This window comes from Ferdinandcohnia jepli (genome assembly GCF_047246645.1).
In the GTDB taxonomy this organism is placed as follows: domain Bacteria; phylum Bacillota; class Bacilli; order Bacillales; family Bacillaceae_L; genus Ferdinandcohnia.
The window spans coordinates 122,151-142,163 of sequence record NZ_JBFOKR010000001.1 but is presented as its reverse complement, the minus strand read 5'-3'; the positions used below and the strand labels follow the sequence as shown (position 1 = coordinate 142,163).

The following is a 20,013-nucleotide window of genomic DNA, read 5'->3' as shown; positions in this document are numbered from 1 at the left end:
ATAATTTCTAGTAACCGACTAGATAGTATCTATTAATAACCTCTTAACCTAATTTTTCAAATCGGATTGCCAATTGTTCAATAAAGATAGAAACTACTGTTCCAAGAATTAGCCCATTATTTAATATAGACGCTACAATTGGTGATATTTGTTCAAAAGCTTCCGCAGACACAAACATTGCACCGATTCCAACAAATAAAGAGAAAGCGATTATTAATCTTGAAGAGCTTTTATTCTCAATCAAATCAAACTCCTGAAAAGCCGGGACCATTAAGTTTGCAAAAATAATGAATACAGTAGCATATCCTACAGGTGTTGGAAGTGCTGAAACAAAGATCATCACATGAGGAAAAAAACTAATGGAAATTAAAAATATACTTCCTAAAATAAATGGAAGACGAGAAGTAATTTTTGTAGTTGCAATAAAACCCGCAGCTCCTGAAATCGGCACACTCGCAACGGCAGAAAATAACCCAGCTAAGAGCTGGTTGATACCCGCTATAAACCCTGCAGGACGATATCTGGTCTTCTCGACAGGAACTTCTTGAGCTTTCAGGACTTGTTCTACTACTCGAATACTTGCAATTAAATTAGTTAATAAAAGCAATGTTACTAAGACAGATGTTGCAACCATACCTGTATCAAAAGTTGGTAAGCCAAAAGCGAAAGATTCAGGAACTGAAATTATATGTGCTGAAGGTACCTGAATCGGATCTGTTAGACCAAACAAAGCAAATATTCCCCAACCAAGCGCTAAACTAAATAGAACTGAATATTGCTTTAAAGCTCTTGGTCCCTTTTTCGAAAATACAAATGAAAAGATAATCAGAACTACACAAATACCTAGAATTTTTAAATCCACCGTGTATTTTCCACGATAGCCAATCCCTAATATTCCCTTTAAAAAAGACCCGCTCAACTGCGAAACCAACAAGATTAAATAAACACCTGTCACAACTGGTGTAAATAGTTTTGATATGCGGTCAATAATGCCGAAAACGCTCAATATCATAAAAAGGATTCCACTTATAAGAATACCCGACTGAATTGCACGGAGTGTCTCTTCCCCTGAACCATAAAGAGTTGGACCTAAGCCCGCATAAATGATAAAAACTCCCCACCATAGACCGGCAGGCCCTTCGTTTATCGGTAACCGATGACCAAAATATACTTGAAGCAAACTGGATAACCCTAACACGAGAAAAGTTCGTTGAACAAACCCTGCAGTTTCCACAAGATCCATTCCATATATACTAGCAATAGCTATTGGAGCCACAATTGAGCTCGCTACAATAAATGCTAACCATTGCAATGCACTAAAAAATAGTTTCATAAAAATCGCATCCTTACACTCATTTCCGTACTAATTGTAGCATAACGCATTTCATTTTCGTGTAAGCGACTAAGTACTGTTATAATAAAAATATGTTTACTAGTTGGAGGGAATACATATGATTCGTTTTGGAGTTATTGGAACAAATTGGATTACGGAAGCATTTTTACAAGCAGCATCTGAAATAAAAGATTTCAAGCTAACCGCGGTATATTCAAGAACTGAGGATCGAGCAAAAGAGTTTGCAGAAAAACACGGTGCTACACTCACTTTTACCTCAGTTGAAGAAATGGGAAAAAGTAATGAAATTGATGCTGTCTACATAGCAAGTCCAAACTCTTTTCATTCTACTCACGCGATTATACTAATGAATCATGGCAAGCATGTTCTATGTGAAAAACCAATTGCATCTAATACATCAGAGTTGCAAGAAATGATCTCAGTTGCGAAGAAAAACAATGTGTTACTAATGGAAGCTTTAAAATCAGGATTTCTCCCATCATACAGGAGTATTCGTGAAAACCTATATAAAATTGGGAAAGTTCGGCGTTATTTCGCAAGCTATTGTCAGTATTCTTCCAGATATGACGCTTATAAAAACGGAACTGTTTTGAATGCATTTAATCCAGCTTTTTCAAACGGCTCACTTATGGATATAGGCATTTACTGTGTGTATCCGATGATTCAGTTGTTTGGTCGTCCTCAAAAGGTAAAAGCCAGTGGTTTAATGCTTGAATCTGGCGTTGATGGTGAAGGTAGTATTCTTGCACATTATGAAGACCTTGAAGGAACAGTCATCTACTCTAAAATAACAAATTCCTATATTCAATCCGAAATCCAAGGTGAAGAAGGCAGCATATTAATTGATAAAATAAGCTCACCTGAAAAAGTAGAGATTCATTACAGAGATGGTAGAGTTGAAGACATCTCACAACCACTTGACCATGATTCGATGTACTATGAGGCAAAGGAATTTATTGAACTACTACAAAGTGAAACGTATGAATCTAGTATTAATTCATATGAAAACTCATTAGCAGTTATGGACGTCTTAGATGAAGCACGCAGGCAGATGGGGTTGGTATACCCTGCGGATAAATAAATAAGAAAAGCGCATGCGCCTTGGTAGAGGAACATCGACTAAATGCCGCCACGTCCTGTGGCGAACGCCGATGTCAGCACATCCTGTGCAAGTCCGACAAGCGCTGGCCGACTAATGTTGCCACGTCCTGTGGCAACGTCGGTACTAGCACGTCCTGTGCGTCGGAACCCTGACGAGGAGGCTCGAAAAAAAGCAAAGCTTCTTTCCTGCGAGGATTATCCTCACGAAGCATTCCTTAGTGTTGCCGCCGCAGGAAGGGTGAAGCGACCTCGAGCTGCTTAAAAGCATAGCTTTTGCGCAAGATACTCGAGGAAGTTTATTCAGGTAGGAAAACTGGCTAGGCGCTGGAGCTAGACAGCAAAACTAAGTTAAATACTTTCTTATCTCATATAAAAAGATGCTAACTCCTTATGAGTAGCATCTTTTTTCAGTTGGCATCTAAGCCTCCATTTGCAATTTCACTTCATGCGTTACCTGTTTTGATGGCTTTGTTAATGTAAAGAAAAGAACTGTACCAAGAAGCGAGGTACTTGATAAAATAACCCCTAACGGAACTGCTGTCGTTTCATTAATTCCTACAAGAGGTGCTACCATTGAGCCGATAATAAGAGGCAGCATTCCCAGGACAGCACTAGCACTACCAGCACGATGGCCTTGATGCTCCATCGCCAAGGCAAAAGAACTTGTTAGAATCATTCCCATTGACATCATGTAAAAAAAGATGGGGATCACAATCATAGCAAGCGGCCCTTGGATAATCGTCATCGTAAGAAGCAATAAAGTTGCACAGTTTGAAGCAATCACCGCGACTCGTAACAGCTTTCGTTCGTGAAACTTATCTCCAAGTCTACCTACTAGAAAACTTCCTGTAATAATCGCCAGCCCATTTATTCCAAACAAAACACTAAACACCTGTGGTGAAACGTCATAAATCCCTTGATAAACAAATGGAGTCCCGGAAACATAGGCAAAACTGCCACCGTGTACAAATCCAACAATGAGTGCGTAGCCTATGAATGATCGATCCTTAACAAGACTTCCCATTGTGCGAACTGTATGTTTGATTGAACTCGGACTCCTCTTCTCTGGTGGGAGTGTTTCTTTCAGTCGGATTCCTATAACAGTAACGATTAAAAAGCCTAGTAGCGTTAAAAAGAAGAATAACGTATGCCAATCTGCAAATGGAAGCAATAGGATTGCCCCACCAGTCATCGGTGCAATCATTGGTGCTGTTGAGTTAATAACCATTAACAACGCAAAAAACTTTGTCAACTCTCTTCCACTAAATACATCTCTTACAACAGCACGGGATAAAACAATCCCCGCTGATGCGGTTAATCCTTGTAAAAACCGAGCAACCAATAATGTCGTAATATTAGGTGCGAGAGCGCAAAGAAGTGATGCAATTGCAAATAGACTAATAGATATTACGATTGGTTTTTTTCTACCTTGCGAATCACTAATGGGCCCAATGATTAATTGACCGATTGCAAGACCTACTAAGCAGGCTGTCAAACTTAGCTGAACTAATGAGGCACTTGCTCCTAGGTCCTCTCCGATTTCCGGGAAACTCGGTAAATACATATCAATATTAAACGGCCCTAATATACCGAGCATGCTCAATAGAAAGGCAAGAGCAATCCGCTCTTTTCCTGTTGGGTTTTTAAGCATAGGTCACCTTTCCTTCCATGTCCCTGTTTTCTTTTATCCATATTTTATAGGTTGCTATGTAGTGGATTTATTTTACCATATATATAATATTTCGTTTTTATTCACTGAAATAAGTAAAGCGTTTTCTTTGTTGCAATAACAGAACGAACACTTTGTGAAAAATATTTTTTTGAGTACTTCTTTTTGACGAGTTTAATATACTTTAAATCCAAAACAAGCTGTTAACTCCGTTTGAAGTTAGCAGCTTATTTTTTAAAAATTCTTCAATGCATCTGAAATTGGTATGTCACCACTCACAAGGTCAAAGGAACGATAGAATGTATTTTGTTCTGTTAGAGCAGCTACAATAGTCTTCGCTACATCAGTCCGAGGGATTGAGCCTCTCACCAGTTCTTCTCCTATTGTAACTTTTCCAGTGCCATCCTCGTTTAAAAGGCCACCTGGACGAATGATGGTATACGTTAATTCACTTAAAGCGAGCATTTTATCTGCATAATGCTTTGCAACGTAATAAGGTCGAATTGCTTCGTTCCAATTTTCTCGCTTATGGGCTCCTAAGGCACTAACCATAACAAATCGTTTTATCCCAGCCGTTTCAGCTGCTTCAATTGTTTTAACCGCACCATCAAGGTCGATCAAAAGAGTTTGGTCAGCCCCTGTATGACCACCCGAACCAGCTGTAAAGACAATTGCATCACAACCATTTATTGCTTCAACAATCTGCTCAACTCCGGCAGCTATACTTGCCACCACGGTCTCGACACCTTTATCATCAAAATATGCTAACTGCCCCTGCTTCCGTACCATTGCTCTCGGAGTGTGCACACCACTTTCAACGAGTTGGTCTATTAATAACTTTCCGATTTGTCCATTTGCACCAACAACACATACCTTCATGTACCTAGCCCCTTTCCTTGAATTTCCTTTATTATGTCAATTCTAAGACCATATAGCAAATGGTGTGCTTGTGGTTTACTTTCAATAACTCCCTACTAAATAGAATATATAAATTTAGATAACAAACACTATAGAAAACTTAAAAAGGGAATGTTTACAATGGATATTCTTGAGCTAGCTATACGAGTAGCACTTGGATTTATTGTTTTATTTTCACTCGCTCGAATTATGGGAAGAAAAGAAATTAGTCAAATGACATTTTTTAATTTTGTATCTGCAATTGCAATTGGCTCTATTGCAGCAAACCTTGTAGTTAATCAAAACTTAAGTATACGGAATGGAGTTTTAGCACTCATCGGTTGGACGATTTTTACATTGGCGATGGATATAATTGATATTAAATCGAAAAAGGCGAGAAAAATTACAACTGGAACTCCTCAGATAGTAATAAAGGATGGAAAGATCGTAGAGAAATCACTCAGGAAATTGCGTCTTGATCTTGATTCTTTAACAGCCATGCTACGACAGAAAAATATTTTTTCCATGACCGATGTGAATTACGCAATTCTAGAGACTGATGGAAAATTATCGGTAATGCTTAAGGAAGAAAAACTACCAGTAACTAAAAAAGATATGAATATACTTAGTGGTAGTCAAAAAGTTTATCCTCTACCAACTGAAATTGTCTCGGATGGTAAAGTGTTGACAAAAAATCTATCTAAACTCAATCTCGACCAAGAGTGGTTAACCAAACAACTTCAAGAAGCTGGGATAGAGTCTATTGACACTGTCATGTACGCTGAAGTACAACAAGATGGTTCTCTCTTTATAGATCGTAAAGAAAATATTTTTCATTAAATAAAACATATTTGCTAATACTAACTATCTACATAAAAAGGATTTGGAGGAACAGTCATGAACAAACATGAATCAATGCAACAACCACTCGATACAGGAAAACTTACAAATAAGCATTACGGAATGCCTAATGACAAACAAACAGAGGAAATTATGGAAGAAGCCAAGAATCGCAATAAGTCGAAGTAAAGGCTTTGTATATCGCATTAGAAACTGCCTGGTTGCCAGGCAGTTTCTTTATTCTTCCTCTTTATTTCTTGTGGCCTTTATTAAACGGAAAATCTGTGACGTTGTTGTTTGAAGGTTTGCTTGAGCTATTTCAGGCTGCATAGCTTTTTCAAGAGACATTGGTTCGTTTGTAATTGAAAAACATGAAGTGATTCCATATTCATGTAGTATAGATGTATCATAAGTTGTTGAACCTGCTAGCGCTATTACAGGGATATTTTTATTACGCGCCAGTTTTGAAACACCAATCGGTGCCTTTCCCATTGAAGTTTGTCCATCTAACCTCCCCTCACCAGTAATTACAAAATCTGCTCCTTCCATATGCTTTTCCATTTGTATAGCATCAAGGACTATTTCTACTCCTGATTGAAGGGTTCCATCTAAGAAACCAAAGAATGCTGCTCCTAATCCACCTGCCGCACCAGCTCCTGGGATACTATTTATGTCTTGATTCATACTCGTTTTTACAACCTCAGCAAAATGCTTTAACCCATTATCAAGCTCTTCTATCGTTTTTGAAGTAGCACCCTTTTGAGGACCATATACGTATGCTGCTCCATTTGGTCCACAAAGTGGATTTGTTACATCACAGGCGATTCGAAAAGTACAATTTTGTATAGAGGTATTAAGACTTTCTATTTCTATTTTTTCTATAGTTTGGAGAATCTGACCACCTAGACCTACCTGTTTACCGTTCTTATCTAAAAATTGAATGCCTAACGCTTGTAACATACCTATCCCTGCGTCATTTGTAGCACTTCCGCCCAACCCGATAATAAACTCTCTACAGCCTCTATGGATTGCATCTAAAATTAATTCTCCGACGCCATAAGACGTAGTTTCTAAAGGATTTCGTTTCTCTACAGGTACAAGTGTAAGTCCACATGCAGAAGCCACTTCTATCACTGCTGTTTTGCGATCGCCTGTTATTCCGTAGGTTGCGATTACTTTATCTTGCAGAGGACCTGTAACCTCTACATCTATTTTGGTTCCATCAGTTGCTTGCACTAACGCATCTACCGTACCTTCCCCACCATCGGCAAGCGGTAAACGTATTATCTCGGAATTAGGGTATACTTCCTTTACTCCTTCAGCTATCGCTTGACTACCTTCTATTGATGACACGCTTCCTTTAAAAGAATCAATAGCAATTAGAACCTTCATGTCTGGGCTCCTCACTTTTTGAAGTCATATTGTATAGTTCTATGGCTGTTTTTGGTTTTCCTGCTTTGTGGTTGTGTATAGAGGATCATTTTTGTTTGTATGCTCTGAGATATACAGTTGCTGAATATGTTACTGAGCACAAAAGCAAATCTGTAGTTGGATGGACTTCGGAGAATGGGAGATTTATATGTGGGCGCGGGACATAAATTTCGGTGAACGGGACATTTATTTGTTGGCACGGGACATATCATCGGAGAATGGGACATTTATTCGTACTCGCGGGACATTTCCTCGAATGAACGGGAAATTTATTTGTTTGCGAGGGACATATCATCAGAGATGGGACATTTATTCGTATTCGCGGGACATTTCCTTGAACGAATGGGACATTTATTCGTTGGCACGGGACATATCATCAGAGAATGGGACATTTATTCGTACTCGCGGGACATTTCCTCGAACGAACGGGACATTTATTCGTACTCGCGGGACATTTCCTCGAACGAACGGGACATTTATTCGTATTCGCGGGACATTTCCTCAAACGAATGGGACATTTATCCGTACTCGCGGGACATTTCCTCAAACGAACGGGACATTTATTTGTTTTCGAGGGACATTTCCTCGAACGAATGGGACATTTATTCGTATTCGCGGGACATTTCCTCGAACGAACGGGACATTTATTTGTTTGCGAGGGACATATCATCGGAGAATGGGACATTTATTCGTTTTCGCGGGACATTTCCTTGAATAAACAAGAAATCCTTATTTGCAGACATACTTTCATGAAGGTTATTTATTAGATTCTAAACTTTGAAAAATAATTTTGTAAAAGTAAAAGGATTTTCCTATGAATTATCGAATATTTGTGTTAAAGGAGTGAATATATGAAAATAATTAAACATCGTACTATTCCATATCGAATAATTATTGATGAAGTACTGTTAAGGAGATTGACGCATGGCCATAATAAACTGTCAGTTATAAATGAAGACTTACTTAACAGGCGAAAAGGTTTCAAAGGTGAACAAAATATTGATTACTATCTACAAAGAATGAATAAACAGTATTACATGGTCTTTCATGATCTTCGTTTAACGATTGGCCATGCAACCTTCCAAATCGACACCCTCTTACTCTCTCGATTTTTAGCCTTAATTATCGAGATCAAAAACTTCTCTGGTATCCTTACATTTGATACAAAATCCAACCAATTCACACGTACTTATAACAATGAAGAATCAGGCTTTAAAAACCCTATTTCACAAGCTTCTGAACATCGAGAACTTTTTATCAACTGGTTACATTCCAACAATATCTTTAATCTGCCAGTTGAATATGTTGTCGGAATAAGTGAGCCCTCAACTCTAATTAAAGCTCTACCAGGTAGTGAGAGTATCTATCAAAAAGTACTTCACTTCGATCACCTTAAAAGCAAAATTAGTAACTTCGAAGGTAAGTATATCAAACCTGTGTTAGACACAAACACACTTAATCAATTAAGTGAAGAACTTTGCCAATCCCATTTGCCCTTCCGACCTAAAGATCCCTTATCTATCTATGGATTAAAAAAGAAAGAAATTATAAAGGGTGTTGCTTGTCTAACATGTAGTTTCATCCCTTTACAAAGAACTTATGGAAGGTGGTATTGTCCACGCTGTAAGTGTTTTTCAACTAACGCACACAATTTATCTCTTCTTGATTACTTTGTAATAGTTAATCCAACCATAACAAATAAGCAGGCTAGAGAATTTCTCCGTCATGATAATAGGAAATCCATGCATAGATTATTAACCTCATCCGGATTACATTTCACAGGTGAGAATAAAGGCCGTCTATATTATCCTTTTTCTATTCAATCTTATTTATCTATGATTGATACAAAGAATACCTAGCGATGTAAGGTTAATCTTTGTACTTGAGGATATATTTCCGGTTGGTTGGGACATATTTCTTAATGGACTGGACAAATCGCTAGATGAATGGGACATATATCTAAACGCACGGGACATATCGCTAGATGAATGGGACATATATCTAAACGCACGGGACATATCCCTGGATGAATTGGACATATTTATAAACGCACGGGACATATCTCTTGACGAGTGGGACATATTTCTTAACCAAAAGGACAATCTTACCCACCCTTCCATAATGAAAAAAAGATGCTGATCAAGTCAGCATCTTTCATCTTACAATCCCCTTATCAATCGCCTTCACCAATGCTCTAGCCGCCTTTTTAACAGTACCTCGATGATCTTCAATGTATTCCTCAGCAATTCCTCGAATTTCAAGTGTGAACTTCGATGTAGATTGGCAAACATATAGCATTCCCTTTAACACTCGCGCACGGTGTTTTCCTTCCCAAACAGATAAAGATCCCTTTAAAAGAGGATAGAAACAAAGTGCCTCAATTGCATAATCTCGAACAATTGTACTTTTATCAGTTTCAATCAGTTCTACTAACTTTGGTAATAATGAATGAATCTTTACTGGAATGTGAAAAGCAAGCAGCGCTAAAGCATGCATGGCTTCCCACCGTACTCTGGTAGTTTTATGTGATAACAAGGGCAAAAGCCGACCAGCAAACGGTAAAACAATCTTAGGCTTCACCTCGGCTACCTTAGTAAGTACTTCTGCACAGTCTCCCACGAGAGCAGCATTTTCGCTTGATAAAGAATCGGCAATTTCTTGTAACAATTCAGGATTTGTAATACAGGCATTCGCTACTCTACGGTTGCCTTCTTCTGTCTTTTCTCCTAACTGTGAAGATAATCCAGTGATAAGTTTCACCTTATACACCTACTTACGAGAATTTTGCATCGATGTTTTTTAGATGTAATTCGTCTTTTTCCTTAACAAGCAAACTTCCTAACACAAATGCAACGAGTGATAGTAGCACAGGAAATACAACCGAATGCATACCAAATGGTTCAGGTGAGAATGTATGAATAAGGATATAACTTCCTACACCAATTATAATAGACGCAACTGCACCGTACTTATTACCATGTTTCCAATATAAACCTAGGACGATTGGCCAGATAAAAGCAGCTTCAAGTCCACCAAAGGCAAATAAATTTAGCCAAATTAATAAGTCAGGTGGATTAACTGCCATAAAAAAGACTAAAATACCAATCACCGCAGTAACTGTAATACTTAGTTTTTTCACCACTTTATCTGAAGCATCAGGTTTAATGTAATTTAAATATACATCTTTTACTACTGTAGAACTGACTAATAATAATAAAGAATCTACGGTTGACATGATTGCAGCCATTGGAGCTGCCAGAACAACTCCTGCCAGCCATGGCGGGAGAACTTCCATCGCAAGTAGAGGCATAACTGTGTCTGCGACTTCAACTCCTGGTATAACAACCCTTGCAAATACACCTGAAAGATGCATGCCAAGCATGATGAATCCAACAACTATCGTTCCTATGATCATCGCACGATGCATGGCTTTTGCATGCTTGTACGACATTGCCCGAACAGCCACCTGTGGTAAACCAATAACGCCGACCCCTACTAGTATCCAAAAAGACGAAACATACGCCGACGTAAGAGAGCGATCAGGCCCATACGGAGAAACCAAATTCGGATTTTCCGCGACTAATTCCTGCATAATATTTGGTATTCCGCCACCAGCAATAATGGTTCCAATTAGGATAATCAAAGTTCCAATAAACATAATAATTCCTTGAATACTATCAGTAAGCGCAACAGCCCTAAATCCGCCTATTACCACATACACCATGACAGAAGCTGCAAAAATAAATAAAGCAGTAGTATACGAGAGTCCAGTTAACGACTCAATAAGTCGACCTCCCCCTACCCATTGGGCAGCCATAGCCGAAAATAAAAATACGATGATACTGCCTGCCGAGAGAAGCACAACCCATTTACAGTTGTATCGTTCCTTTAAAAAGTCTATGAGTGTTACTGCTTGAATTTTACGAGAAACGATTGCAAACTTCTTTCCTAAAACAGCTAGTACAAAATAACCAGTCACTACCTGGATCATAGAGAGCAATACCCAACCAAGGCCGATATTATAAGCTGCTCCAGGTCCTCCAATAAAACTACTTGCACTTCCGTAGGTTGCCACCATCGTCATCGCAAGCACAAAGCCACCTAACTCACGACTTCCAAGGAAGTATTCTTGAAGAAACCCTGTTGTTGTTTGCACATGTTTTGAAGCATATAAACCAACAACGAAAATAACAATTAAAAAGATAAGTAAAGGGGTGACAACTTCCCAATTCATACAGAGTCTCTCCCTTCCTCATCATCAAAAGGAACTTCCTTAAAGATACCTTTAACTAGGATGATTACTAGAACAACTACGACGATAAATCCTAAAACACAACTGTAAAAGAACCAGCTAGGCAATCCTAAAATATATGTATACTCTTCGACAGGCTTAGACCCTAAACCATAAGCAAATCCAAACCACCATAGAAAATTAAATAAAGCTAGCCCAATTCCATACAAAGCCTCTTTATTGGAAACCTTGTATCGTGGATCACCACTATTTTTTCCTTTGTTCATTACTACTTCTCCTTGCTAAAATTGAGACGTGTATTTTCTATTCTCCATCCTACCAAAAAACTCCTCCAAAGAAAATAAACCTTATCTTTACACTATTCTACCTCTTTTAATTAGCTGCTGTCTCAACTGCTCTGGGACAAGACTTCCCCCTGTTCCCCACACTAAATGAATCGCTTTTTTTGCTTCCTTAAATGGGGTGTAGTAATCCATTAATACTGGACCCTTCATACCTGCTAGAGCGGAAGGCTCAAGAAATATATTTTCGCTATCGTATAAAAGTGAAAGTAATCTAAGCAATTCTTCATCCTTTATTGTATAGATACCATTTAAAAGCTGCTCCATAAGTTTACCAACAAACCCAGATGGTCTTCCAACAGCGAGTCCATCTGCTTCTGTCTGGTTGGTAAGGTTGAAGTCCTCAACTGATACATTTTGATGCATTTTTGTAACAAGCCCTACTAACATACATGGTGATTGAATTGGTTCTGCAAAGAAACAGTGTACATGTTCACCAAATACCCGTTTCAATCCAAACGTAACACCTCCAGGTCCCCCTCCAACTCCACAAGGAATATACACAAAAAGTGGTTGTTCCTTAGAAATGGGTATACCTAAAGAATCAAGCTGTTCTCTAACCTCTTGAGCTGCATGCGAATATCCAGCAAATAAGAGATTGGAATTTTCATCATCAACAAAGTATGTAAATTTATCCCTTGCAGCCTCTTCTCTTGCCTTTTCTACCGCTACTGAATAATCAGATTGGTGTTCAACAACTTTTACTCCATGCTTTTTGAGTAGTTCCTTCTTCCATTCCTTTGCATCCGCAGACATATGGACTACAACCTTAAACCCGAGTTTCGCACCTATCATTCCAATGCTCAGACCTAGGTTACCTGTCGATCCCACAGAGATCGTATACTTTTGAAAAAGCGCCTTTGCTTCTTCTGATAGTAGTATTGTATTTTTTTCATCATTGGGTTTTAGAAGTCCATTTTCTATTCCAAGCTTTTCAGCAAATGCAAGTACTTCATGAAAGCCGCCGCGAGCTTTAATTGAACCAGCTACAGGTAACAAGTCATCCCTTTTTAATAACAAACGTCCATTTATCTCAGTTTGATATTGTCTTTCAAGTAAAACCTTCATATGAGGAATTTCGGTAATTGGAGAAACGATCTCTCCGTTAGATGTCTCGGGAAAGGCTGAATGGATGAGATCCTTAGACCTGTTAAACCTACCTGCTGCCACATCAATTATTTCTTCCTCTATACCATTAACAGGGAAACATGGTGTAGAAAAATAATCTGGATTCTTCCAAAACTCCGGTTGCTGCCTAATGACCTCCTGTAAAATTGGGTATTGCTTTAGTACATCTTTTAACTTTTTCAACTACAATTTCCTCCCCTCTGACAAAGAATATATTTCCATTTTAATGCAAACAGTAAGATTGTCACAATTACCAAGGAGGTAAAATAATGAATATCCAACGTGCACAAGAAATCGCAGCTTCACCTGAACTAGCGAGTGTTACATACAATGGCATCCAAGTGTATATTCAACATGTCGATGAGCAAAAGGAATCGGCACGGATTTTCCCGCTTGATGAACCACAAAATGAACAGGAAGTACCTGTCACTAGTCTTGAAGAAAATTAATACTGTCTGTTTTTTCGACTGGAATACTACGCCGTGAACACTTTCGGTCGGTTAGATTTAGTCTTATCGACCGAACTTTGGCTTGTTCTGCTTTCTCGGGCAGTTAGACTCGTTCTTATCGACCGAATTCCGCTTGCTACTATTTCTCGGGCAGTTAGACTCGGTCTTATCGACCCAACTCTCGCTTGCTCCTCTTTCTCGGGCAGATAGACTCGCTCTTATCGACCAAACTCTCGCTTGCTCCTCTTTCTCGGCAGTTAGACTCCTTCTTATCGACCGAATTCCTGCTTATTCCTCTTTCTCGGACAGTTAGACCCAGTCTTATCGACCGAACTCCCGCTTGTTCCTCTATCTCGGGCAGTTAGACCTGGTCTTATCGACCGAACTCTTGCTTGTTTCGATTTCTCGGGCAGTTAGAACCGGTCTTATCGACCGAACTCTTGCTTGTTCCGTTTTCTCGGGCAGTTAGAACCGTTCATATCGACCGAACTCTTACTTGTTCCAATTTCTCGGGCAGTTAGACACGTTCTTATCGACCGAGGTCTTACTTATTCTGTTTTCTCGGGCAGTTAGACACGTTCTTATCGACCGAACTCTTGCTCGTACCAATTTCTCGGGCGATTAGACATGCCAAACTAGGTCATAAATGACAAAATACTCCCCACCATAATCTTTTTTTTCAAGAAAAAAGCTACCCAAGGATCTCTCTCAGGTAGCTTTCAACTTACTCTTCAGTTTCTACTTCATCTGTTTCATTGTATTTATATTGTGAACGATCTACTGGAGTAAACCCGTCTGGTGCATAGAAACGAAGTAGATCTCCGTTTACTACTTTATCTGAAGTAGCTAGTTTTTCTTCAACGATGTCTTGATATCGTAACGCAATTGCATTTTCGTCCATTTCAAGACCTGTTGTTGAATCATAGAACTTACCATCCACTGAAGTAATTGTCGGACTTACAAAGTCTCCATTACGGAATGGTACGACTTCGTCATGTTGCTCTGATAATAAATCAGTTCCAAATTGAACATAATCTTTTGTATCAGTACCTAAAAGGTGTAGAAGTGTAGGTAAAAGGTCGATTTGACCACCATATTCATGGTTTACGCCACCCTCCATACCAGGTACACGAATGAACAATGGAACACGCTGTAAAGAAGCATTATCAAACGCTGTGATTTCTTCTTTTTCTAGCACTTGTGTCATTGCTCTATTATGGTTTTCAGAAATACCGTAATGGTCACCATACATGACAATGATGGAGTTGTCATAAAGACCTGATTCCTTTAAGTCTGTAAAAAATTGCTCAAGTGCTTCGTCAGCATAACGAGCAGTTTGGAAATAACGGTCTACTGAACGGTCACCAGTTGTATGAGGATCAATTGTTGCGTCCTCTTCATCAAGCAAGTATGGGTAATGATGCGTTACAGTTATAAATTTTGTATAAAACGGTTGTTGTAATGTCTTTAATAACTCAAAAGATTGCTCATAAAACGGTTTATCCATTAAGCCATACTCTGCAAGGTCCTCAGGATTCATATCGTAGTAGCTAGAATCAAAGAAATGATCATAACCAAACGATTTATAGATTTCGTTACGATTCCAGAAACTACCTGAGTTTCCGTGGAATACTGCAGAAGTGTAACCTTGTTGACCTAAAATTGCAGGCGCAGCTTGGTACGTGTTTAGCCCCTTCGTAGTGAAGGCTGAACCCTGTGGTAAACCATATAATGAATTTTCTAAGATAAATTCGGCATCAGCTGTTTTACCTTGAGCTGTTTGATGGAAGAAGTTATCAAAGTAAAGTGTATTCTCTTCTTCTGTTAATGAATTTAAAAATGGTGTTACTTCTTCACCGTTTAATTCATAATCAATTAGGAAGTTTTGAATGGATTCAAGGTGAAGATAAATCACATTCATTCCTTTACCAGCACCAAAGTATTCTGGATTTGGAGCTGCATAGTTTGCTTTTGTATAGTTAATTACTTCTGTGCTATCGTTACTGTCAGCCATTGCACGTTGAGTAGAAGCCTTCGTACTTTGAACAGCATCATAAATCGTGTAATTATACATGCCAAGATACTTCACAATATAGTGACGATCAAATCCACGAGTTAGAAGCTGTGGACGATCTATTTCAGCAAGTGCTAAGTTCGCAACAGAGATTAAAATTGAAACTGCGAACAATATTCCCACTTTTGCACGTTTCATATCTTTCATTTCGATTTTCACAAATTTAGTTGCAACTAATGCAACTAAAACAAGCCAATCAACAAAGAACAGGATATCGTATGGTTTTAAGAGCGAAAGTACGCTACCACTTACATCACCAAAGTTTTGTGTTTGAAACAATGTCGGTAACGTTATAAAGTCACTAAAAAAGCGGTAATATAAGATATTTGCATATAATAAAAACGAAAGAAGAAAATAGTTGATAAGCAACCAAATATATTTCTTTTTGCCTTTAAAGAAAAATGCAAAGCCTAAAAATAATAACGATGAACCAAGTGGGTTCAGAAACAATAAGAATGTCTGAAGTGAGTTATCAATGCCTAAATTGAACTCAGTTAATTGAGAAATATAAGTTTTTATCCATAATAAGAAAACTGCTAATAAGAAAAAGCCAACATATTTTGAAAAAATACTTTGACTACGTTTTTGAAAGTTATTCATAATTGCACCTACCTTTAAATCTACGTTGATTATTCTTTATACGTTTATATGTCAATTAACCTAGTAAATAGTTTATCAAGTAAATGTGAACAAATTATTAACAAAGTTAGAAAATAAATTTACATATCCAACACATGAATCTACTTTACTCTCTTTTTATTAAAAGTCAAGCCCTATTCAATATACCGAATTCGACACTTTTTGCATGAAAACGCAACCAATCCATCTCCAAAAAGCTTTTAAAAAACATCTCTCAAATTACCTCTTTAATTATTACCAACTCACCCAAAAATATAAGCATTTATATATGAAAACAATCGAGTTTTCCCTATACTAAAATAATAGGAAAACCATTATATGAAGAAAGGCATCTAAAAATATGTTTTTACTTACAATTTCGATTTTTATTTTGCTTTATGGGGGTATGTGTTTTTACTTTGGATATTCTGGCTGGTTTTGGCTAAAGAAATCCTTTTCATTTCGGTATAAGAAGACATATAATCTTATAATCCTGGTTTTATCTTTGTCAATGTTTGTAGGTTATGCTACATCTTCTGCTGTTTTACAAACGATCGGTTATTACTGGCTGCTCCTTACTGGCTACGGCTTGTTGCTTTTTCCGCTCTCAACTTTGCTTTATCTTTTGTTGAAGAAAAGAGGAATACGTTGGATTGGATATGGAGTTCTAGCAGTCTATTTAATTATGATTTTCGTCGGTACTTATAACGCTTGGAGTCCTATAGTCAGAACCTACGATATAACCATCGATAAGGATATTGAACGTGAAAATCTTCAAATTGTTATGGCATCTGATTTCCATTTAGGTCCTATTGTTGGGAAACCTCATTTACAAAGATTTGTAGATCTTGTTGATTCAATTCAACCTGATTTGGTACTAATTCCAGGTGACTTAATTGATGACCATATTGAACCGTTTCTTGCTGATAACATGGGAGAAGTATTGAAACAAGTGAAGGCCCCTCTTGGAGTATACGCCACCCTGGGGAATCATGACTATTACGGTAATGACGACGAGCAAATTGTTGAAACGATGGAAAGCCTTGGAGTCGAAATGTTAACAGATGAAACGATTATGATTGAAAATGAAATTTATCTAACTGGTCGAAATGATGACACAGATGATAGTCGAATAAAGATTAGTGACCTGGTTGATGCTTTGGATCCAACAAAACCACTTATTATGCTTGACCATCAGCCTAATGAGCTTGATCTGGCTCAGAAAAACGGGGTCGATGTGATACTTTCAGGACATACCCATAGCGGTCAAGTGTTTCCTGGGAACCTGATTACAAATGCTATTTTTGAAAATGATTATGGCCTTTTACAAAAGGAACAAATGTATTCTCTTGTTTCTTCAGGTTTCGGAACATGGGGTCCTCCTCTTCGAATTGGAACTCGATCTGAAATTTTTGTGATTAATATTGAGTTTGGATCAAAATAAAGAAGCACCCTAGCCACTAGGGTGCTTCTTCCTTATCTTAGTTAAGTGCTTTTTTTAGTGTTTTTAGATTTTTTCTCATCATGCTAAAATAATCTTCGTTGTTGTTAATGTCTTCTTCAGTAATTGATTCCAAGTTACTCAAGTGTAGTACTTCTGCACCTATTTCGTCCTTCACGACATCTGCAACCTTACTTGTGATATTCTGTTCGAAGATAATATAACGAATATCATGTTCCTTCGCCGTTTCAATAATTTCTGTTAACTTTTTTTGTGTAGGTTCTTGTGTTGGTGACATTCCTGTAATGGAATACTGCTCAATACCGTACCGCTCCCAATATCCATAAGCAGCATGTGCGACCAAGATCTCTTTCTTAGATGATAGGTTAATTGCTTCTGTGTATTCCGCATCCAAGCTTTCTAACTCTTGTTTTAGTTCTAGATAATTTTCTTCGAATTCAGCTGCTGCATCAGGCTTTAATTCGGATAGAGCATTCTTAATATTTTCGGCAATTGTAATCGCTCGAATTGGGTCTAACCAAACATGCGGATCAGCGTCACCATGGTTATGGCTTTCTTCCTCATCGTGATTATTAGCATCTTCTTCGTGATCATGAGCTTCTTCTTCGTGATTATGAGAATCTTCCTCTTCATGAGAATGCTCAATGCTTCCACTAAGCATTTCAATTCCTTCAGATGCTTTATAAATTTTCACATCTTCTTTTTCTAATGCCTTCGCTGCAGCATCTACAAATCCTTCGATCCCTGCTCCATTATAGATAAGAGCGTCTGCACTAGCTATTTTCGTCATTAATCTAGTTGATGGCTCATATGAATGAGCATCCACATTAGGTGGATATACACTTTCCACGTTTACATGTTCTTTACCAATCTTCTCAGTAAAATCTTGGACCGGAAAAATTGTTGTGTATACCTGTAATGCAGATTCATTTTTATCTTCATCCCCCGCAGGACTCTTATCACTACTGCATCCATACAGAAACACTAAAATTAGTAGAAACGCAACCCACAGTGCTGTTTTTTTCATTTTATCTCCCTCTATTTCTCGTAATAATTACGATTTACAAATTACCAATCTCCTAAATCATAACGATTTCGATTTACAAGTTATATTTATTGTAATAACAAAAAAGTTATTACACTATTTTTCTAGCACCAAAAATATGCGATTTGTTTTTAAATCGTAATACTTACGATTTGCATTTACTCCACTTGTTAATTTAGCATCTTTTTGTAACTATGGCAAGTAAAAAATATTCGCTTTAATAATCTCCTATATTTCCACAATATATTCAAAAAACTTTGACATACAGTAAAAAATGATGTAAATTACGTAATGTACGAACATTACTATTTATAGTTGATTTTAATATTCGGATTTAGGGGTGTTGACTTTTGGAAAACGTATTTGATTATGAAGATATTCAATTAATTCCTGCAAAATGTATTGTAAATAGCAGATCAGAGTGTGATACCACTGTTACATTAGGTGGGTATACGTTTAAGCTCCCGGTTGTACCTGCAAACATGCAGACAATTATTGATGAAAGAATCGCAACATATTTAGCTGAAAATGGCTATTTCTATATCATGCATCGTTTCGAACCAGAAAAACGTATAAATTTTATTAAAGATATGAAATCACGCGGATTAATCGCTTCTATTTCTGTTGGAGTAAAAGAAGAAGAATATGTATTTGTTCAACAATTAGCAGAAGAGCAGCTTACACCAGAATTTATTACAATTGATATTGCACATGGACATTCAAATGCTGTAATCAACATGATTAAGCATATTAAACAGCATTTACCTGAAAGTTTTGTTATTGCTGGAAATGTTGGAACACCTGAAGCTGTAAGAGAATTAGAGCATGCTGGTGCAGATGCAACAAAGGTTGGTATTGGACCTGGTAAGGTATGTATTACAAAAATCAAAACAGGATTCGGAACTGGTGGATGGCAATTAGCTGCACTTCGTTGGTGTGCCAAGGCTGCCAGCAAACCGATTATTGCGGATGGTGGAATCCGAACACACGGGGATATCGCGAAATCAATCCGTTTCGGTGCGACAATGGTGATGATTGGATCACTATTTGCTGGTCATGAAGAATCACCTGGTGAAACAATAGAAAAAGATGGAAAGCTTTTCAAGGAATACTTTGGTTCAGCTTCTGAATTCCAAAAAGGTGAGAAGAAAAACGTTGAAGGAAAGAAAATTCATGTTGAGCACAAAGGCTCATTGGTTGATACGTTACGAGAAATGGAGCAAGATCTTCAATCCTCTATCTCCTACGCTGGTGGAACCAAACTAGAATCAATTCGTCATGTAGACTATGTTATTGTAAAAAATTCAATCTTTAATGGTGACAGAATCTATTAATAAGGTAAGAGTGTTTCC

General features: G+C 37.8%; 17 protein-coding genes. 7 read left to right on the top strand and 10 right to left on the bottom strand.

The genetic code is table 11. The annotated features are described in order from the left end of the window. Positions 1–43 precede the first annotated feature (43 nt). On the bottom strand, positions 44–1,333 hold the full coding sequence (locus AB3M96_RS00775) for a purine/pyrimidine permease (protein WP_412965644.1): 1,290 nt from the start codon (positions 1,331–1,333) through the stop codon (positions 44–46). Positions 1,334–1,451: 118 nt separating this feature from the next. On the opposite strand from AB3M96_RS00775, the gene AB3M96_RS00770 reads away from it, so the two are divergent. Next, positions 1,452–2,435 (top strand): Gfo/Idh/MocA family protein, encoded by a 984-nt coding sequence (locus tag AB3M96_RS00770; RefSeq protein ID WP_412965643.1) that lies wholly within the window; start codon positions 1,452–1,454, stop codon positions 2,433–2,435. A gap of 438 nt (positions 2,436–2,873) precedes the next feature. On the opposite strand, the gene AB3M96_RS00765 is transcribed toward AB3M96_RS00770, so the two are convergent. Then, positions 2,874–4,106, bottom strand: a complete 1,233-nt coding sequence (locus AB3M96_RS00765) for a Bcr/CflA family efflux MFS transporter (protein ID WP_412965642.1) — start codon at positions 4,104–4,106, stop codon at positions 2,874–2,876. 252 nt (positions 4,107–4,358) lie between these two features. Beyond that, entirely contained in the window at positions 4,359–5,003 is a 645-nt protein-coding gene (locus AB3M96_RS00760; RefSeq protein WP_412965641.1) for an SDR family oxidoreductase, read from the bottom strand. 159 nt (positions 5,004–5,162) lie between these two features. Between AB3M96_RS00760 and AB3M96_RS00755 the strand changes: the two genes are divergently transcribed. After that, positions 5,163–5,861: a YetF domain-containing protein gene (locus AB3M96_RS00755; protein WP_412965640.1), complete on the top strand. Its 699-nt coding sequence runs from the start codon at positions 5,163–5,165 to the stop codon at positions 5,859–5,861. A gap of 57 nt (positions 5,862–5,918) precedes the next feature. Continuing rightward, entirely contained in the window at positions 5,919–6,050 is a 132-nt protein-coding gene (locus AB3M96_RS00750; protein WP_412965639.1) for a hypothetical protein, read from the top strand. 48 nt (positions 6,051–6,098) lie between these two features. Here AB3M96_RS00750 and AB3M96_RS00745 read toward each other — a convergent pair whose 3' ends face one another. Then, positions 6,099–7,253, bottom strand: coding sequence for a glycerate kinase (locus AB3M96_RS00745; RefSeq protein ID WP_412965638.1), 1,155 nt, complete (start codon positions 7,251–7,253; stop codon positions 6,099–6,101). Positions 7,254–8,143: 890 nt separating this feature from the next. Here AB3M96_RS00745 and AB3M96_RS00740 point away from each other — a divergent pair. Beyond that, positions 8,144–9,151 carry a nuclease-related domain-containing protein gene (locus AB3M96_RS00740; protein ID WP_412965637.1) on the top strand — a complete coding sequence of 336 codons (1,008 nt, stop codon included), beginning with the start codon at positions 8,144–8,146 and terminating at the stop codon, positions 9,149–9,151. A 295-nt stretch (positions 9,152–9,446) separates the two neighbouring features. On the opposite strand, the gene AB3M96_RS00735 is transcribed toward AB3M96_RS00740, so the two are convergent. The 4 genes from AB3M96_RS00735 to dsdA all read right to left on the bottom strand — a co-directional run bounded on the left by AB3M96_RS00735 (position 9,447) and on the right by dsdA (position 13,196). Beyond that, a complete protein-coding gene (locus AB3M96_RS00735; protein WP_412965636.1) occupies positions 9,447–10,052 on the bottom strand; it encodes a HEAT repeat domain-containing protein in 606 nt (201 codons plus the stop codon). Between the two features lie 13 nt (positions 10,053–10,065). Continuing rightward, positions 10,066–11,526, bottom strand: a complete 1,461-nt coding sequence (gene panF, locus AB3M96_RS00730) for a sodium/pantothenate symporter (protein ID WP_412965635.1) — start codon at positions 11,524–11,526, stop codon at positions 10,066–10,068. Continuing rightward, complete coding sequence (locus AB3M96_RS00725; protein WP_412965634.1) at positions 11,523–11,810, bottom strand: YhdT family protein; 288 nt, start codon at positions 11,808–11,810, stop codon at positions 11,523–11,525. Before AB3M96_RS00725 ends, panF begins: the two co-directional genes overlap by 4 nt. Before the next feature lie 87 nt (positions 11,811–11,897). After that, positions 11,898–13,196 carry a D-serine ammonia-lyase gene (dsdA, locus tag AB3M96_RS00720; RefSeq protein WP_412965633.1) on the bottom strand — a complete coding sequence of 433 codons (1,299 nt, stop codon included), beginning with the start codon at positions 13,194–13,196 and terminating at the stop codon, positions 11,898–11,900. An 86-nt stretch (positions 13,197–13,282) separates the two neighbouring features. Here dsdA and AB3M96_RS00715 point away from each other — a divergent pair, with 86 nt between their 5' ends. Then, entirely contained in the window at positions 13,283–13,462 is a 180-nt protein-coding gene (locus AB3M96_RS00715; RefSeq protein WP_412965632.1) for a small acid-soluble spore protein H, read from the top strand. 724 nt (positions 13,463–14,186) lie between these two features. Here the strand turns inward: AB3M96_RS00715 and ltaS are convergent. Next, positions 14,187–16,136, bottom strand: coding sequence for a lipoteichoic acid synthase (gene ltaS / locus AB3M96_RS00710; protein WP_412965631.1), 1,950 nt, complete (start codon positions 16,134–16,136; stop codon positions 14,187–14,189). Between the two features lie 529 nt (positions 16,137–16,665). Between ltaS and AB3M96_RS00705 the strand changes: the two genes are divergently transcribed. After that, positions 16,666–17,598, top strand: coding sequence for a metallophosphoesterase (locus tag AB3M96_RS00705; RefSeq protein ID WP_412965630.1), 933 nt, complete (start codon positions 16,666–16,668; stop codon positions 17,596–17,598). Between the two features lie 37 nt (positions 17,599–17,635). Here the strand turns inward: AB3M96_RS00705 and AB3M96_RS00700 are convergent, their stop codons facing one another. Next, positions 17,636–18,643, bottom strand: a complete 1,008-nt coding sequence (locus AB3M96_RS00700; protein ID WP_412965629.1) for a metal ABC transporter solute-binding protein, Zn/Mn family — start codon at positions 18,641–18,643, stop codon at positions 17,636–17,638. A gap of 368 nt (positions 18,644–19,011) precedes the next feature. Here AB3M96_RS00700 and guaC point away from each other — a divergent pair, with 368 nt between their 5' ends. Further along, complete coding sequence (guaC, locus tag AB3M96_RS00695; RefSeq protein ID WP_412965628.1) at positions 19,012–19,995, top strand: GMP reductase; 984 nt, start codon at positions 19,012–19,014, stop codon at positions 19,993–19,995. Positions 19,996–20,013: the final 18 nt, after the last annotated feature.